The sequence below is a fragment of the Micromonospora qiuiae genome (genome assembly GCF_016863555.1).
Classification (GTDB): domain Bacteria; phylum Actinomycetota; class Actinomycetes; order Mycobacteriales; family Micromonosporaceae; genus Micromonospora; species Micromonospora qiuiae.
In genome coordinates, this window is the sequence record NZ_BOPC01000058.1 from 1 (window position 1) to 15,807 (window position 15,807).

A 15,807-nucleotide genomic window follows, 5' to 3' on the forward strand; every position below is an offset into this window, starting at 1 on the left:
GGGGGGGGGGGGAGGGGGAGGCCGGCAGGGAGAAAGGGGCGGCCGGAGACATCGTGGATGTCTCCGGCCGCTAGGTCGAGCTGTGATTCAGTTCGCCATCAGGTCGGCGCCGCGCCACGTGAATTCCGGGTCCGTCGCATACCGCACAGTGATCTTCACGAGATCCTCGGCGTACTTGTTCGCGTGGTGTCCGCAGAACACGAGCTCACTACCACCCGCGAGGGTGATCCGGAGCTTGCCGGCGGCATTGCAGCGGTCGCACCGTTCATCGGCGGCCGGGGGGCTCACCGTCTCGGGCGGCGGCGTGAGGGTCGGGGTCATCGCCTTCCTCCTCTGGTCGTCACCGATGAACACTCTCTTCGGTCTTGGTCACCTATCGTGCAACACCCTTGGCGGGCCTCGCCTTCCCTGTGTGCCCTCAGGGGACCGAGGTCACACCTGGCACGGACAGTGTGCCGTGCACCCAGGGTGCCACGTCAACGATCACATTCGGGCAATCGCCTGATCACCATCCGGCGTTGTCGTCAGGTGATCAAAACGACACGATCTGTTGACGGATGCTGATCAATCGAGGTAATCCCGCAGCACCTGGGAGCGCGACGGGTGCCGCAGCTTGGACATGGTCTTGGACTCGATCTGCCGGATCCGCTCGCGGGTCACGCCGTAGACCTGGCCGATCTCGTCAAGAGTACGCGGCTGGCCGTCGGTCAGGCCGAACCGCAGGCGTACCACGCCCGCCTCACGTTCGGACAGCGTCTGGAGCACCTGCTGGAGCTGGTCCTGCAACAGCGAGAACGAGACCGCGTCGACCGCCACGACGGCTTCCGAGTCCTCGATGAAGTCGCCGAGCTGGCTGTCGCCCTCGTCGCCGATGGTCTGGTCGAGCGAGATGGGCTCCCGGGCGTACTGCTGGATCTCCAGCACCTTCTCCGGTGTGATGTCCATCTCCTTGGCCAGTTCCTCCGGAGTGGGCTCGCGGCCCAGGTCCTGGAGCAGCTCGCGCTGTATCCGGCCCAGCTTGTTGATCACCTCGACCATGTGCACCGGGATGCGGATGGTGCGGGCCTGGTCGGCCATGGCGCGGGTGATGGCTTGGCGGATCCACCAGGTGGCGTAGGTGGAGAACTTGTAGCCCTTGGTGTAGTCGAACTTTTCGACGGCGCGGATGAGGCCGAGGTTGCCTTCCTGGATGAGGTCGAGGAAGGCCATGCCACGGCCGGTGTACCGCTTGGCCAGCGAGACGACCAGCCGGAGGTTGGCCTCCAGCAGGTGGTTCTTGGCCCGCTCACCGTCGCGCGAGATCCAGAGCAGGTCGCGTTGCATCTCGCGGACGAGCTTCTCCTCGCCCTCGTCGGCCGCGCGCAGCCGCTCGGCCGCGTAGAGCCCGGCCTCGATCCGCTTGGCCAGCTCCACCTCCTGCTCGGCGTTGAGCAGCGGGACCTTGCCGATCTGCTTGAGGTACGCCCGGACCGAGTCCGCGGAGGCGGTCAGCTCGGCGTCCCGGCGCGCCTGCTTGAGCGCCTCGGACTCCTCGTCGTCCCACTCGAAGTCGTTGTCGCTGGCGGAGTTCGCGGCGTCGGCCTCGGCCGCCTGGGCCAGCTCGGCCGGCTCCTCGACCACCACGTCCTCGATCTCGGCGGCGAGTTCCTCCGGGTCCACCTCGCCCTCGGGGGTGCCTTCACCCTTGGCGGCCTTGCCGGCGGCCTTGGCGGGCTTGGTCGCGCTCGCCGCGGCGGCCACCGTCGCCTTGGTGGCCCGGGTGGTCTTCTTGGCCGGCCCGGCAGCCTTGGCGGCCACCTCGGCGGTGGTGCCGGCGGCCTTGCGCGAGGTCGCCTTCCGCGGCGCCGGGGCTGCCGAGGTCTCCTCGGCCGCGGGCGCCTGCTTCGGAGCGGGCGCGGCCTTCTTGGTGGTCTTGGCGGTGGTGGCCCGCGACGCGGGGGTCGCGGAGCGGGCGGCGGCAACCCGGCGGCGGGTGCTGGCCGAGCCGTCGACCACCACGGTCACCCCGGCCTCGGAGAGCGCTCGCAGGATTTTCTTGGCCTGGGCCGGAGTCACCTCGGCGGACTCGACGGTGCGCGCGAGCTGGGCCGACGTGAGCTGGCCGCCGGCGCTCTGGGCGTGGGCGATCAAGGTGTCGGTGAGCGAGCGAACGTCGGCGCCGGTCTGGCGGGGTTCTGTCACGAATGACCTTCCGGAGGCGAAGAGCGAGCACGGCCGGATCGTCCGGCGCAGCGCGGGGCACCGCGCCGGGCGATGTGATTGAGGACCCCGTGTCCCCGGTCGGCCGGTCACTTGGCCGCCCGTGGCGCGTGGGCAGGGCTGAATTGTAACGCCGTCTGCGGCGATCATCCCGCGCCGCACGGCTGATCGGTGGCCGAGGCCGCCGATCCGGTGTTTCTGTGGACTTTGTAAGGATGATACCCGCGTGGAACCCGGAAACCCGGCCGCGTGGGAAGGGGACGGATGATGGAGCACTCGACACCCCCCTCGTCAGAGCTACTGGAGATCGCGATCGGGGTGGCGCGGGACGCGGCGGGCACCGCGTACCGGATGCGGGCCGAGGGTGTCTCGGTCGCGGCTACCAAGAGCACCATCACCGATGTGGTGACCGCGGCCGACCGGGCTGTGGAGCGCCAGATCACCGCCGCGTTGCGCCAGCTGCGGCCGGCCGACGCCGTGCTGGGCGAGGAGTACGGCACGGCGGAGCGCGGCAATCAGCCGCCGGCGCGGGTGCGGTGGATCGTCGATCCCATCGACGGCACGGTCAACTACCTCTACGGGCTCCCGCACTGTGCGGTGTCGATCGCTGCGGAGGTGGACGGCCAGGTGGTGGCGGGTGTGGTGCGCAACATCCACACCGGCGAGGAGTGGACCGCTACCGTCGGCGGCGGCGCCTGGCGGGCCGGTCAGCGACTGCGCTGCTCCACCGAGACCGACCTCGCCCAGGCGCTGGTGGTCACCGGGTTCGGCTACGACCCGCGACGCCGGGCCCACCAGGCCCGGGTGGTGGCCGAGTTGATCGCGCACGTGCGGGACATCCGTCGGCTCGGTGCGGCAGCCGTCGACCTCTGCCTGGTCGCCGAAGGGCGGGCCGACGCCTACTACGAGAAGGGCCTGGCGGCCTGGGACCAGGCGGCTGGTGCGCTGGTGGCCGCCGAGGCCGGACTGCGGATCGGCGGGCTCAAGGGCCTGGCGCCCGGGCCGGACATGGTCGTCGCCGCCCCGCCGGCACTGTTCGACGCCCTGCACGACCACCTGGCCCGGTTGGACGCCTCCGGCGGACCGTGACCCGACCGGCTGATCATCGCCGCGACCGCTCGTCCGGTCAGATCGACCCGTTCGGCCGGACGATCCGTCCTGTCGCCCGACAAGGCGGACCGCTCGGCCCGATCACTTCTCGTTCACGACGGGGCAGGAACCCGGCGGGGCGACCGGGGCACCGAGGTCGCCGAGGGACTGGTTGACCTCGGTGGTGGTGGCCAACTGCTGGAACTCGTTGCCGAGCATCACCCGGACGACGTCCGCGTCGTCGTAGTTGGGGTCGTACTCGAGCTTCGCGCGGCCCAGGAAGTACGCCTGCAGCAGGTGCGCCGACCCGACCCCCTGTGGGCCGTAGCGCAGCACCGCCACCTCGTCGATCTTCTTCTTCGAGTTGGCGTGCGACTCCACCTGGAAGTCGCGGTTGCGGAAATCGTCGCCGACCACGGCGGCCAGACCGGGGCGATCCGTGCCGTTCAGCACCTTGATCTTGACGTCCTTGCGTTCGCGTAGCGTGACATCGGCGCGCGGCCAGTCGTCGGGGCAGCCTTCGGCGATGCCGGCGTTGCTCTGCGTGTCCCGAATCAGGGCGGCGACCACGAAGACCAGGGCGAGCACCGCCAGCAGGCCGACGGCAACGAGTGCTCGCACTCGCGCAAAGCTCATCAGTGCGCTCCCCGCAGTGGATGGGTGGCGGCGGCCGTCGACGGTGAGGCGTCCCGCCGGCCGTCGGGTACGCCGCTGAGGTTAGCGGTTGTCCGACCGTCGCGTGGAAACAGTCCGACATGCCGGCGCGCCATCCGATAACCGGGTAGTACTACCCCTATCTTCGTGTCGCCTGAGTCACATTGGGAACAACTTCCCGTCCAGGGGCGTACATCTCAGCCACGAGGGCGGTATACATGCCTCGCCCAAAGGGGGGGTAGGGTTCCGCGCTCGCCGGGGAAGATCCTCCGGCGACCTGCCCCGAGCGGTCATCGGGTCAGGTGGCCGACACTAGCGGTAGCCGGCCAGCGGAACCGAAACAGCGTCGTCCGGCGTTACAACCGGAAGCGACAACATCGAAATGGGAGAGTGAAACCGATGGCCACCGACTACGACGCCCCGCGCCGCGACGAGGTCGACCTCGGCGAGGACAGCCTGGAAGAGCTCAAGGCCCGGCGTGTCGACTCGCAGTCGGGCGCCGTGGATGTCGACGAGGCCGAAGTGGCTGAGAGCTTCGAGTTGCCCGGAGCCGATCTGGCCGACGAGGAGCTCACCGTCAAGGTACTGCCGATGCAGCAGGACGAATTCCGCTGCGCCCGCTGCTTCCTGGTGCATCACCGCAGCCAGTTGGCAGTCGAGCGCAACGGCGAGCTGATCTGCCGCGAGTGCGTCTGACCGACGGATCGACAACACCGGCACATGCGGCGGCTCCATCCGGGAGCCGCCGCTGCCCGGCTCGGCGAGCACCGCGTGGACTGACCTGATTCACTCGTAGGCAGGCCGCCGTGCCGGCGGTCGTCCAGCCGGGAGGTCGGGGCATGAGCGAGCGCCAGCGAGCGAATCATCGGCGCAGTGCGGTGGTGCCTCATGGCGGCATGGAGCGCAGCGGAGTGCCGGCATGAGTAGGCGCGAGCGAGCGAATCATCGGCGCAGGCGCGAGCGTGATGCCGCCGTGGGCGGGGGCGATGGCGAGCGTGGTGCGGACCAACTGGGTGCGACGATCGCGGCGCTGACCGCCGACGAGATCGAGCCGGCCACCCGCCGGCAGTTGCTCGGCCGGCTCGTCGACCAGGCCCGGGCCCGGGGGGTGCGCGACCTGTTCAAACCGCGGGCGGCGCTGCGCTGGATGGTCGAGACGGTCGCCGAGATCGCCCCTCACGTGCCGATCCGTGACCTGGCCACCCTGCGCCGGCATTTCCCCGATCTGGACGGCGAGGAGTTGGCCGACCGGCTGGTGCGCAACGCGGCCCGGGCGACCGCGGGAGTCGGCGCGGCCGGTGGCGGCGCCTCCGCCGTGCAGTGGACGGTCGCGCCGGCGCTGTTGTCCGCGCCGATCCTGCTCGCGGCCGAAACGGTGGCCGTGGTGGCGATCGAGCTGAAACTGACCGGAGAATTGCACGAGGTCTATCGCACCCCGCTGCCTGCCGGGGGCACCCAGCGGACGGTGGCCCTGGTGCAGGCCTGGGCCAACCAACGTGGGGTCAACCCGATGATGCCCGGCGTGGGCGTCGGCGCCGTGCTGGGCACGGCCGCGCGGCGAGAGCTGCGGGAAACCCTGCTGAAGCGCTTCGGCCGGAACATGACCACGCTGGGCCCGTTCCTCACCGGTGCCGCGGTGGCCAGCTACCTGAACCGGCGGGCGACCCGAACGCTGGCCGAGCAGCTCCGCGCCGATCTGCGTCGGCAGCGGCGTGCGCTGCCGGGTGCTCCACCTGCGCTGCCGGGCGCTTGACCCGCGTCGCCCGCAGCGCACCCTGAGACGCCACCGTCGGATGGCGTCCCGGCGTCGCCCGGGCAGGCAACGTACGCCGGATCAGCTCGCCGCCTGCCGGGCGGTCAGGATCGCCTCCGCCAGCTCGACCGGGTGCCGCGAGCTGACCACCCAGAACGGGGTGGGGTCGGCCGGATCGTCGAGAACCACCTGGACCGCGCCGGGGACCCACGGCCGCTGGACCACGAAAGCCAGCGGATCGGCCCCGACGCCGAGCACCTCACGCCGTCCGTCGGCGTCCAACGGGATGGCGTCGGCGACGAACCGGACCGGCAGCCGGGCGTCGTCGACCCGCAGCTCGCCGTCGCTGACCGCGATCCGGATCCGGCCCAACCACGCCATCGCGGCGATCGCGGCCGGCAGCAGCACCGCGAACGGCAACCAGGCGCGTACGCCGATGCCGCCCATCCACACCTCGACGGCGACCAGGGCGGCGACGGCCAGCCCCGCGAGCCACAGCCACCAGGGCAGGCGAAGCCGTTCGGCGTAGGCCGCGGGTGCCGTGGTGGAGGAAGCAGACGGTGACTGGCTCACTCTGCCAGGGTACGGCGCGGGCTGGCCCGGGTACCGGGCAGGATGGCAGGGTCACCCCAGCCAAACAGACGAGAGAGGGAAACCCGTGACCGACCTGGTGCCCGTGCTGGTGCGGCAGCTCGACCCCGAGCTGCCGCTGCCGGCGTACGCCCATCCCGGTGACGCCGGTGCCGACCTGGTGGCGGCGGCCGACGTCGAGCTGCCGCCCGGTGGTTGGGCGCTGGTGCCGACCGGCGTGGCGATCGCATTGCCCGAGGGGTACGTGGGCCTGGTCCATCCCCGATCGGGGCTCGCGGCGAGACTCGGCGTGACGGTGCTCAACGCGCCCGGTACGGTCGACGCCGGCTATCGGGGTGAGATCCTGGTCAACCTGATCAACCATGATCGGGCCGAGCCGGTGAAGATCTCCCGGGGCGACCGGATCGCGCAACTCGTTGTGCAGCGAGTGGCACGGGCCGCGTTCCGGGCGGTGGACGAGTTGCCCGCGTCCGGACGCGGGACCGGCGGCCACGGCTCCACCGGCGGGCACGACGGCCTGGTGCCGTCGCCGGGGACGGATGGCGCGGACGGACGAGACGGCACCGTGGGTGCGAACAGCGGAGGGTGGACGCAGTGATCTTCTCCCGAAAGCGGGCCGCGGGACGGCACGCCCGCGACGAGCGAGCCGCCGAGATGCCCGAGACCACGGAGGTCACCGAGGAGGCCCCGGCGGCGCCGGCGCGCGGGCCGTACGACGTCACCGAGGCGCCCGAGGGGGTGCAGCGACTCGACCTGGGTAGCCTGCAGATCCCCGCGGTGCCCGACGTCGAGGTGCGGGTGCAGGCCGACCAGCAGGGTGTGATCCGGCAGGTGATCCTGGTGCACGGACGCAGCGCCCTGCAGGTCGGTGTCTTCGCCGCCCCGCGTAGCGAGGGGATCTGGGACGAGGTGCGCGAGGAGATCCGCCAGTCGCTGTTGAACGACGGCGCCGCCGTTCAGGAGGTCGCCGGCGAGTACGGCACCGAGCTGCATGCCCGGGTGCGGAGCGAGGACGGCCTGACCGACCTGCGGTTCGTCGGCATCGACGGGCCGCGCTGGATGGTCCGCGCGGTGTACCAGGGTGAGGCGGCCACCAACCCGGCCAAAGCCGGCCCGCTGGCCCGGTGCCTGGACGGGCTGGTCGTCGACCGGGGGGCGGAGGCCAAGCCGGTGCGTGAGCCGCTGCCGCTGCGGTTGCCGCGTGAGGCGGGTCAGCAGGCCGGCCCGGCGACCGCAGACGCCCCGTCGACTCCGGGCGGTCGCTGATCGCGGTGCTCCCGTCGGCTGCCGGGGCGGCCCCGGTCGGCGTACGCTGGCGGGAAGCCGTCCCGGCGCCGCCGGCACGGCCCGACCCCGGCACCAGCCGGCCGGTGTGGAGAGGGTGACGCGGAGGTCATGACCGCCGACGAGGGGCGGGGTTCGCTGCGCCGGATGCTGCGCCGGTTCACCGCGAGCGAGGCCGAGATCGAGGCACAGCAGCTGCAACGGGAGAGCGCCCGGTGCGGCGCGGTGCCGGTGCGGCAATGCGGCCGTGGGCAGATGGCCTCCGTCACCGGTCGGCTGCGTACCGTCGTCTACACGCCGCGGATGAACCAGCCGGCGCTGGAGGCGGACCTCTACGACGGCAGCGATGTGCTGACGCTGGTCTGGCTGGGGCGGCGGCACATCATCGGTATCGAACCGGGGCGGCACCTGACCGCCCGGGGCCGGGTCGCGGTGCGGGACGACCGCAAAGTGATCTACAACCCGTACTACGAGTTGGAGCCGTCGAAGTGAAGTTGCGGGCGAGGCGGATGGAAGGCAGGCGATGACCACGGAACAGCCCTCGGCTACACAGCCGGAGACGGGGTCGGCGGAGGAGGAACGGCTGCCCACCGTCGCCGAACAGATGGCCGACCAGCTCGGCGGCTGGCGAGGGCTGTTCGAGTCGAGCATCCCGGTGGTGGTCTTCGTGATCGCCAACATCGTCGGCGAACTGCGGCCCGCGGTGATCGCGTCGGTGGCCGTGGCGCTGCTGATCGGCGGACTGCGGCTGGCCCAGCGCCGACCGGTGCGGCACGCCGTCAACGGGCTGTTCGGCATCGCCATCGGCGCCGCCATCGCCTGGCGTACCGGCGAGGCGCGCGACTTCTACCTGCCGGGCATCATCTACGGCATCGGCTACGGGGTGGTGTTGCTGGTCTCGGCGGCGATCCGGCAGCCGCTGGTCGGCTGGCTCTGGTCGGTGCTGGTGGCCAAGGGCAGTGCGCAGTGGCGTGACGACCCGAAGCTGGTCCGGACCTTCACCGGGTTGACCGTGCTGTGGGGGGTGGTCTGGCTGGCCAAGGTCGGCGTGCAGGCCGGGCTGTACATCGCCGAGCAGGACACGGCGCTCGGCGTGGCGCGGCTGGTGCTGGGTTACCCGCCCTACGTCCTGCTGCTGTTGATCACGGTGTGGACCGTGCGCCGGGTCACCCGGCAGCCGCATCCGCACGGGCAGCCGACGCCGCTGCCCGGCGGCTGACCGGCCCGGGCCGTCATCGCGACTCGCGGGTACGTTCCACGCTGTCCGGGCCGAGCACGACCGCCCGTACGGCGTCCTCCATCTCGGTCGTGCAGACGAAGATCAGCTCGTCGCCGGCCTCGACCGGGTCGTCGGGAGTGGGGACCAGCACCCGCTTGCCGCGCAGGATCGCCACCAGCGCGGCGTCCCGGGGCAGCGGCACCGCGTGCAGCGGCTCGCCGACGTACGGCGCGCTCGGCGGCAACGTGATCCCCACGAGGTTCGCCTCGCTCTGCCGGAACGTCATCAGGCGGACCAGGTCGCCGACGGTCACGGCTTCCTCGACCAGCGCAGCCATCACCCGTGGCTTGCTGACCGCCACGTCGACCCCCCACTGCTCGGTGAACAGCCATTCGTTCTCGGCCCGGTTGACCCGGGCGACCACCCGGGGTACCGCGAACTCGGTCTTGGCCAGCAGCGACACCACCAGGTTGACCTTGTCGTCGCCGGTGGCGGCCACCACCACGTCGCAGTCGGCGAGTTCGGCCTCCTCGAGGCTGGTCAGCTCGCAGGCGTCGGCCAGCACCCAGCGGGCCTCCGGCACCCGGTCGGGTCGCAGCATCCGCGGCTGCCGCTCGATCAGCAGTACCTGATGGCCGTTCACGATCAGCTCCTGGGCGATGGACCGACCCACGTTGCCCGCGCCGGCGATGGCGACCCGCACGATCACTGCCCCCCTTCCGGCGGCGCTGCCACCACCGTGGTCACCGCGTCCACCATGTCGTCGGTGACCAGCATGAAAACCTGGTCGCCCTCCTGCACCACAGCGGAGGCGGTGGGCAGTGTGCCGATGCCGAAGCGGATCAGGTACGCCACCCGGGCTCCGGCCGTCTGCTCCAGGGCCCGCACCGGGTGGCCGATCCAGTCCTTGTGCACCGCTACCTCGATGATGGAGACGGTGCTGGTCGAGTCCCGGAAGATCTCCACGTTGCCCTCGGGCAGCAGGTGTCGCAGCATCCGGTCGGCCGCCCACCGGACGGTGGCCACGGTGGGGATCCCCAGCCGCTCATAGACCTGCGCCCGGCGCGGGTCGTAGATGCGGGCCGCCACCCGGGACACGCCGAACGTCTCGCGGGCCAGCCGGGCGGAAATGATGTTGGAGTTGTCACCGCTGGAGACGGCGGCGAAGGCGTCCGCCCGCTCGATGCCGGCCCGGCGGAGCACGTCACCGTCGTAACCGGCACCGGTCACCGTGATCCCGGCGAAGTCCGGGCCCAGCCGGCGGAAGGCGTCGGCCTCCTGGTCGATGACCGCCACCGAGTGCCCTCGGGCCTCCAGGTTGTGCGCCAGGGTCGAGCCGACCCGGCCACATCCCATGATCACGATATGCACGCTCGCCTCCCAGGCTGCCTGCCGCTGCGCCTCGTTGTCTGCGAGCCTGCCACGTCCGGACCGCTGACGGGGACCGACGCTACTGCGGGCGCCCGTCCGTCGGCAGCCGGCCACCCAGCCACCCCCGTCGGCAGCCGGGCACCGTCCATCCCCGTCGGCAGCCGGGCACCGTCCATCCCCGTCGGCAGCCGGCCACCCCGTCGGCGGCCGGATGCTGGCCGTACGCTTGGCGGTCGTGGCCCGATCCACCTCGCTGCTGAAGCGGCTGCTCGTTGGTCGACCGTTCCGGTCCGACCGGCTCAAGCACACCCTCCTGCCGAAGCGCATCGCCCTGCCGGTCTTCGCCTCGGACGCGCTGTCCAGCGTGGCGTACGCACCGGACGAGATCCTGCTGATGCTCTCCGTCGCGGGCGCCTCGGCCTTCGTCTTCTCGCCGTGGATCGCCCTGGCGGTCGTCGTGGTGATGCTGACCGTGGTGGCCAGCTACCGGCAGAACGTGCACGCCTACCCCTCCGGCGGTGGGGACTACGAGGTGGCCACCGTCAACCTGGGCCCCCGCTTCGGCGTCGGGGTGGCCAGCGCGTTGCTGGTCGACTATGTGCTGACGGTCGCCGTGTCGGTCTCCTCCGGGGTGGCGAACCTCGGCTCGGTGATCCCCTTCGTGGCCGACCACAAGGTGCTCATCGCGGTGATCGCCGTGGCCCTGCTGACCACGGTCAACCTGCGCGGCCTGAAGGACTCCGGCATCGTGTTCGCCATCCCCACGTACGGCTTCCTGATCGTCGTCATCGGCATGATCCTCACCGGGCTGGTCCGGATCGTCGTGCTCGGCGAGGACCTGCGCGCCCCCAGCGCCGACCTGACGATCGCGGCCGAGTGGCACGACACCACCGGTTGGGCCATGGCCTTTCTGCTGTTGCGCAGCTTCTCCTCCGGCTGCGCCGCGCTCACCGGCGTGGAGGCCATCTCCAACGGTGTGCCGGCGTTCAAGGCGCCGAAGAGCCGCAACGCCGCCACCACGCTGCTGCTGCTCGGCCTGGTCTCGGTGAGCATGCTGGTCGGCATCGTCTGGCTGGCCCGGCTCACCGGGTTGCAGTTCGTCGAGAACCCGCGGCTGCAGATCCTCTCCGGCCCCGAGGGGTACGTGCAGAAGACCGTCACCGCCCAGCTCGGCGAGACGATCTTCGGCTCCGGTTCGGTGCTGTTGTTCCTGGTCGGCGGAGTGACCGCCACGATCCTCTTCGTGGCCGCCAACACGGCCTTCACCGGTTTCCCGGTGCTCGGCTCGATCCTCGCCCAGGACCGCTACCTGCCCCGGCAGCTGCACACCCGCGGCGACCGGCTGGCCTTCTCCAACGGCATTCTCTTCCTGGCCATTTTCGCGATCGTGCTGATCGTCGGCTTCCAGGCCGAGGTGACCAGGCTCATCCAGCTCTACATCGTGGGTGTCTTCGTCTCGTTCACCCTCTCCCAGGGCGGCATGATCCGGCACTGGAACCGGCTGCTGCGCACCGAGCGGGACCCGCGTGGGCGCGGGCGGATGCGGCGGTCCCGGGCCATCAACGCCTTCGGCATGGCGATGACCGGCACGGTGCTGATCATCGTGCTGGTCACCAAGTTCCTGCTCGGCGCCTGGATCGCCATCGTCGCGATGGGCGTGATCTACCTGCTGATGCTGGCCATCCGCCGGCACTACGACCGGGTCGCCGTCGAGCTTGCCCCGGACGACGGCCGGCCGGTGCTGCCCGCCCGCAACCACGCCATCGTGCTGGTCAGCAAGCTGCACCAGCCGACCCTGCGCGCCGTGGCGTACGCCCGGGCCACCCGACCGGACACGCTCACCGCGGTCACCGTGAACGTGGACGACACCGACACCCGGCAGTTGCAGGCCGACTGGGAACGGCGGGACGTGCCGATCCCGCTGACCGTGATCGACTCACCGTACCGGGAGATCACCCGCCCGATCCTGAACTACGTGGCCGGCGTGCGTCGCGACTCGCCGCGCGACGTGGTCACGGTCTTCATCCCCGAGTACGTCGTCGGGCGCTGGTGGGAGAACCTGCTGCACAACCAGAGCGCGTTGCGGCTGAAGGGGCGGCTGCTGTTCGAGCCGGGTGTGATGGTGACCAGCGTGCCCTGGCAGCTCGCTTCCACCGCCGGTAAGGACCTCGACCGGATGGACGCCACCCTGGGCCGTGGACCGGCCCGGGGACCCCGGGCCGCGCCGCGCAGCGCGCTGCCGCCGAGCGTCCCGACGGCGAGCAGTAGCGCCGATCAACGACAACAGGAAGGCGGTGAGCCGCGGTGAGCGCCGAGCGCGGCGGGATGGTGGGCCTGGAGGAGGCCGAGCGGGTCGAGCTGACCGTGGCGGCGGTCGCCCCCGGTGGGCACTGCGTGGCCCGCGTTGACGGCCAGGTGGTCTTCGTCCGGCACGCGCTGCCCGGGGAGCGGGTGCTGGCCGAGGTCACCGAGGTGCACCGGGGCTTCGTCCGGGCCGACGCGGTGGCCGTACTGGAGGCCGCGCCCGAGCGGGTCGCCCCGCCCTGCCCGTACGCCCGGCCGGGCCGCTGCGGTGGCTGCGACCTGCAACACGTCGCCCCGGAGGCCCAGCTGCGCTGGAAGGCGGCCGTCGTGCGGGAGCAGCTCATCCGTCTCGGCGGCCTCGACGAGACCGCGTGCGACGCGCTGGGCGTACGGGTCGAGGCGTTGCCGGGCGGCCAGCTCGGCTGGCGCTCTCGGGTCCGGTACGCGGTGGACGCGGCGGGCCGGGCCGGGTTGCTCAAGCATCGCTCGCACGAGGTGGTGCCGATCGACCGGTGCCTGATCGCCCACCCGGCCATCCAGGAGCTGCCGGTGCTCACCTCGGCCGGGGCCAGCTGGCCGGACGCCGAAGCGGTGGAGACCGTTGCCTCCAGCGGCGGCGACGTGGCGGTGACCGCCGTCGCGGCGGGGCGTACCGATCTGGTGCGGGGACCGGAGCGGGTCCGGGAGCGGGCCGCGGGCCGGCAGTGGCGACTGCCCGTCTCGTCGTTCTGGCAGGTGCACCCGGCCGCCGCGGACACCCTCGTCGACGCGGTGCTGAAGTTGACCGGGCCGCGAGCGGGGGAGACGGTGTGGGACCTCTACGGCGGCGCCGGGCTGTTCGCGGCGGCGCTGGCCGACCGGGTCGGTCCCGGCGGGCGGGTGACCCTCGTCGAGGCGGCCGGTGACGGGGTCGCGGCGGCCCGGGACAATCTGGGCGATCTGCCCCAGGTCGAGGTGGTGGCGTCGCGGGTGGAGACGGCCCTGGCCCGCCGCAGGCTCACCGGCCCGGTGGACGTCGTGGTGCTCGACCCACCGCGATCGGGGGCCGGCGCGCGGGTGGTGCGCGGCGTGGTCGCGGCCGCGCCCCGGGCCGTGGCGTACGTGGCCTGCGACCCGGCCGCGTTCGCCCGCGACCTGCGGGTCTTCGGTGATCTCGGCTGGCGGCTGGCGGCGCTGCGGGGGTATGACCTGTTCCCGATGACTCAGCACGTGGAACTGGTCGGGCTGCTGTTGCCCGGTGGCGAGCCCGGCGAGCCCGAGCCCGGCGCGCGTGCTGCGCGTTAAAAGCGCGTGCTGCGCGTTAAAAGGGGGCCCTTCCTCTACCGCAGGCGTTAAGAAGGGGCCCTTCCTTGCGCCGGCTGCATTGCAGGGAAGGGCCGATAGACTCTGCGGTCATGAGTGTTGATGAGGACACGGCCAACCAGGGCCGGCTGCTGGCCGCGGTGCACGGTCCCCAGGATGTCAAGCGGATGTCGGGCACCGAACTGGACATCCTCGCCGCCGAGATCCGTGATTTCCTGATCGCCAAGGTGTCACGCACCGGCGGGCACATCGGCCCCAACCTGGGCGTGGTGGAACTCACCCTGGCCCTGCACCGGGTCTTCGACTCTCCCCGTGACCGGCTGCTGTTCGACACCGGTCACCAGGCGTACGTTCACAAAATCATCACCGGTCGGCAGGCCGGTTTCGACCAGCTGCGCCAGCGCGGCGGGCTCTCCGGCTACCCCAGCCAGGCCGAGAGCGAGCACGACATCATCGAGAACTCGCACGCTTCGACCGCCCTGTCTTACGCCGACGGGCTGGCCAAGGCGTACGCCCTGCGCGGGGAGTCGCGCAGCGTGGTGGCCGTGGTCGGCGACGGGGCGCTGACCGGCGGGATGTGCTGGGAGGCGCTGAACAACATCGCGACCGCAGGCAACCCGCTCGTCATCGTCGTCAACGACAACGGTCGGTCGTACTCGCCGACCATCGGCGGGCTCGCCGACCACCTCTCGACGCTGCGGCTGAACCCGGGCTACGAGAAGGTCCTCGACACCGTCAAGGACGCGCTCGGTTCGACCCCGCTGGTCGGCAAGCCGATGTACGAGGTGCTGCACGCGGTCAAGAAAGGCATCAAGGACGCGGTCGCGCCGCAGGCCATGTTCGAGGACCTCGGCATCAAGTACGTCGGCCCGGTCGACGGGCACGACGTCGCCGCGGTCGAGGCGGCGCTGCGGGCGGCGAAGCACTTCGGCGGTCCGGTGATCGTGCACGCGGTCACCCGCAAGGGATACGGCTACCGCCCGGCCGAGGAGGACGAGGCGGACTGCTTCCACAGCCCCGGTGCCTTCGACATCAGCGACGGCAAGGCCACTGCCGCGCCGGCGGTGAAGTGGACGCACGTCTTCGCCGACGAGCTGGTCGCGATCGCCGACGAGCGGCCCGACGTGGTGGGCATCACCGCCGCGATGGCCGAGCCGACCGGCATCGCGAAGATGGCCCGCAGGTACCCGGAGCGCACCTACGACGTGGGCATCGCCGAACAGCATGCGGCCACCTCGGCGGCCGGTCTGGCGCTCGGTGGGCTGCACCCGGTGGTGGCGGTCTACGCGACCTTCCTCAACCGGGCCTTCGACCAGGTCCTGCTGGACGTGGCGATGCACAAGCTGCCGGTCACCTTCGTGCTCGACCGCGCCGGCATCACCGGCCCCGACGGGCCGAGCCACTACGGCATCTGGGACATGTCGGTCTTCGGGGTGGTGCCCGGTCTGCGGATCGCCGCGCCGCGCGACGCCGCCACACTCCGCGAGGAGCTACGTGAGGCGGTCGCCGTCGACGACGGCCCCACCGTGGTCCGCTTCCCGACCGGTGCGGTCGCCGCCGACCTGCCCGCCGTGCGCCGGGTCGGTCCGGTGGACGTGCTGGCCGAGTCGGCGCGTACCGACGTGCTGCTGGTCGCGGTCGGCTCCTTCGGCCACCTGGGCATGGAGGTCGCCGCCCGGGTCGCCGAGCAGGGCTACGGGGTCACCGTGGTCGACCCGCGCTGGGTCCGCCCGATCCCGGCCGAACTGGTCGAGATGGCCGCCGCGCACCGCATCGTGGTCACCGTCGAGGACGGCGTCCGGGCCGGCGGCGTCGGCGACGCATTGGCCCAGGCCATGCGGGACGCCGGTGTCCGGGTCCCGCTACGCGACCTGGGCGTACCGGTCGACTGGCACCCGCACGGCTCCCGCGCTCAGATCCTGGCCGACCTGGGCCTCACCGCCCAGGACGTGGCCCGCGACGTCACCGGCTGGATCTCCCGCCTCGACACCCACCCCGTCGATCCCCTCCCCCTCAACACCCCCAGCCCCAACTAACCCAC

General features: G+C 71.6%; 16 protein-coding genes. 10 read left to right on the forward strand and 6 right to left on the reverse strand.

The features are described from left to right. Nucleotides 1-87: 87 nt before the first annotated feature. Nucleotides 88-321, reverse strand: coding sequence for a DUF7455 domain-containing protein (locus tag Vqi01_RS20315; RefSeq protein WP_093410327.1), 234 nt, complete (start codon nt 319-321; stop codon nt 88-90). Nucleotides 322-564: 243 nt separating this feature from the next. After that, the gene (locus tag Vqi01_RS20320) at nt 565-2,181 is read right to left on the reverse strand and encodes an RNA polymerase sigma factor (protein WP_204036409.1); all 1,617 of its coding nucleotides are present in this window, start codon (nt 2,179-2,181) and stop codon (nt 565-567) included. Between the two features lie 285 nt (nt 2,182-2,466). Between Vqi01_RS20320 and Vqi01_RS20325 the strand changes: the two genes are divergently transcribed. Continuing rightward, nucleotides 2,467-3,288 carry an inositol monophosphatase family protein gene (locus tag Vqi01_RS20325; RefSeq protein ID WP_204036445.1) on the forward strand — a complete coding sequence of 274 codons (822 nt, stop codon included), beginning with the start codon at nt 2,467-2,469 and terminating at the stop codon, nt 3,286-3,288. Nucleotides 3,289-3,390: 102 nt separating this feature from the next. On the opposite strand, the gene Vqi01_RS20330 is transcribed toward Vqi01_RS20325, so the two are convergent. Continuing rightward, complete coding sequence (locus Vqi01_RS20330) at nt 3,391-3,909, reverse strand: LytR C-terminal domain-containing protein (RefSeq protein ID WP_204036446.1); 519 nt, start codon at nt 3,907-3,909, stop codon at nt 3,391-3,393. A gap of 432 nt (nt 3,910-4,341) precedes the next feature. On the opposite strand from Vqi01_RS20330, the gene Vqi01_RS20335 reads away from it, so the two are divergent. After that, nucleotides 4,342-4,638, forward strand: coding sequence for a DUF4193 domain-containing protein (locus Vqi01_RS20335; protein WP_007075406.1), 297 nt, complete (start codon nt 4,342-4,344; stop codon nt 4,636-4,638). Nucleotides 4,639-4,861: 223 nt separating this feature from the next. Continuing rightward, nucleotides 4,862-5,695 (forward strand): hypothetical protein, encoded by an 834-nt coding sequence (locus Vqi01_RS20340; RefSeq protein WP_372444383.1) that lies wholly within the window; start codon nt 4,862-4,864, stop codon nt 5,693-5,695. Nucleotides 5,696-5,776: 81 nt separating this feature from the next. On the opposite strand, the gene Vqi01_RS20345 is transcribed toward Vqi01_RS20340, so the two are convergent. Continuing rightward, nucleotides 5,777-6,268, reverse strand: a complete 492-nt coding sequence (locus Vqi01_RS20345) for a DUF3093 domain-containing protein (RefSeq protein ID WP_204036411.1) — start codon at nt 6,266-6,268, stop codon at nt 5,777-5,779. 85 nt (nt 6,269-6,353) lie between these two features. Here Vqi01_RS20345 and dut point away from each other — a divergent pair, with 85 nt between their 5' ends. The 4 genes from dut to Vqi01_RS20365 all read left to right on the forward strand — a co-directional run bounded on the left by dut (nt 6,354) and on the right by Vqi01_RS20365 (nt 8,789). Next, nucleotides 6,354-6,884 (forward strand): dUTP diphosphatase, encoded by a 531-nt coding sequence (dut, locus tag Vqi01_RS20350; protein WP_204036412.1) that lies wholly within the window; start codon nt 6,354-6,356, stop codon nt 6,882-6,884. Then, nucleotides 6,881-7,552, forward strand: coding sequence for a DUF3710 domain-containing protein (locus Vqi01_RS20355; RefSeq protein WP_204036413.1), 672 nt, complete (start codon nt 6,881-6,883; stop codon nt 7,550-7,552). Before dut ends, Vqi01_RS20355 begins: the two co-directional genes overlap by 4 nt. 129 nt (nt 7,553-7,681) lie before the next feature. After that, nucleotides 7,682-8,062 (forward strand): OB-fold nucleic acid binding domain-containing protein, encoded by a 381-nt coding sequence (locus tag Vqi01_RS20360; protein WP_204036414.1) that lies wholly within the window; start codon nt 7,682-7,684, stop codon nt 8,060-8,062. Nucleotides 8,063-8,093: 31 nt separating this feature from the next. Continuing rightward, nucleotides 8,094-8,789: a DUF3159 domain-containing protein gene (locus Vqi01_RS20365; RefSeq protein WP_204036415.1), complete on the forward strand. Its 696-nt coding sequence runs from the start codon at nt 8,094-8,096 to the stop codon at nt 8,787-8,789. Nucleotides 8,790-8,802: 13 nt separating this feature from the next. Here the strand turns inward: Vqi01_RS20365 and Vqi01_RS20370 are convergent, their stop codons facing one another. Together Vqi01_RS20370 and Vqi01_RS20375 are read right to left on the reverse strand one after the other, a co-directional pair. Next, nucleotides 8,803-9,498 (reverse strand): potassium channel family protein, encoded by a 696-nt coding sequence (locus Vqi01_RS20370; RefSeq protein WP_204036416.1) that lies wholly within the window; start codon nt 9,496-9,498, stop codon nt 8,803-8,805. Further along, complete coding sequence (locus Vqi01_RS20375; protein WP_204036417.1) at nt 9,495-10,160, reverse strand: potassium channel family protein; 666 nt, start codon at nt 10,158-10,160, stop codon at nt 9,495-9,497. The genes Vqi01_RS20370 and Vqi01_RS20375 overlap by 4 nt, the downstream gene beginning before the upstream one ends. Before the next feature lie 235 nt (nt 10,161-10,395). Here Vqi01_RS20375 and Vqi01_RS20380 point away from each other — a divergent pair, with 235 nt between their 5' ends. The 3 genes from Vqi01_RS20380 (at nt 10,396) to dxs (ending at nt 15,802) form a co-directional block, all read left to right on the forward strand. Further along, nucleotides 10,396-12,468: an APC family permease gene (locus tag Vqi01_RS20380; protein WP_239098530.1), complete on the forward strand. Its 2,073-nt coding sequence runs from the start codon at nt 10,396-10,398 to the stop codon at nt 12,466-12,468. 17 nt (nt 12,469-12,485) lie between these two features. Continuing rightward, the gene (locus tag Vqi01_RS20385; RefSeq protein ID WP_204036447.1) at nt 12,486-13,748 is read left to right on the forward strand and encodes a class I SAM-dependent RNA methyltransferase; all 1,263 of its coding nucleotides are present in this window, start codon (nt 12,486-12,488) and stop codon (nt 13,746-13,748) included. A 110-nt stretch (nt 13,749-13,858) separates the two neighbouring features. Further along, nucleotides 13,859-15,802 carry a 1-deoxy-D-xylulose-5-phosphate synthase gene (dxs, locus tag Vqi01_RS20390; protein WP_204036419.1) on the forward strand — a complete coding sequence of 648 codons (1,944 nt, stop codon included), beginning with the start codon at nt 13,859-13,861 and terminating at the stop codon, nt 15,800-15,802. Nucleotides 15,803-15,807: the final 5 nt, after the last annotated feature.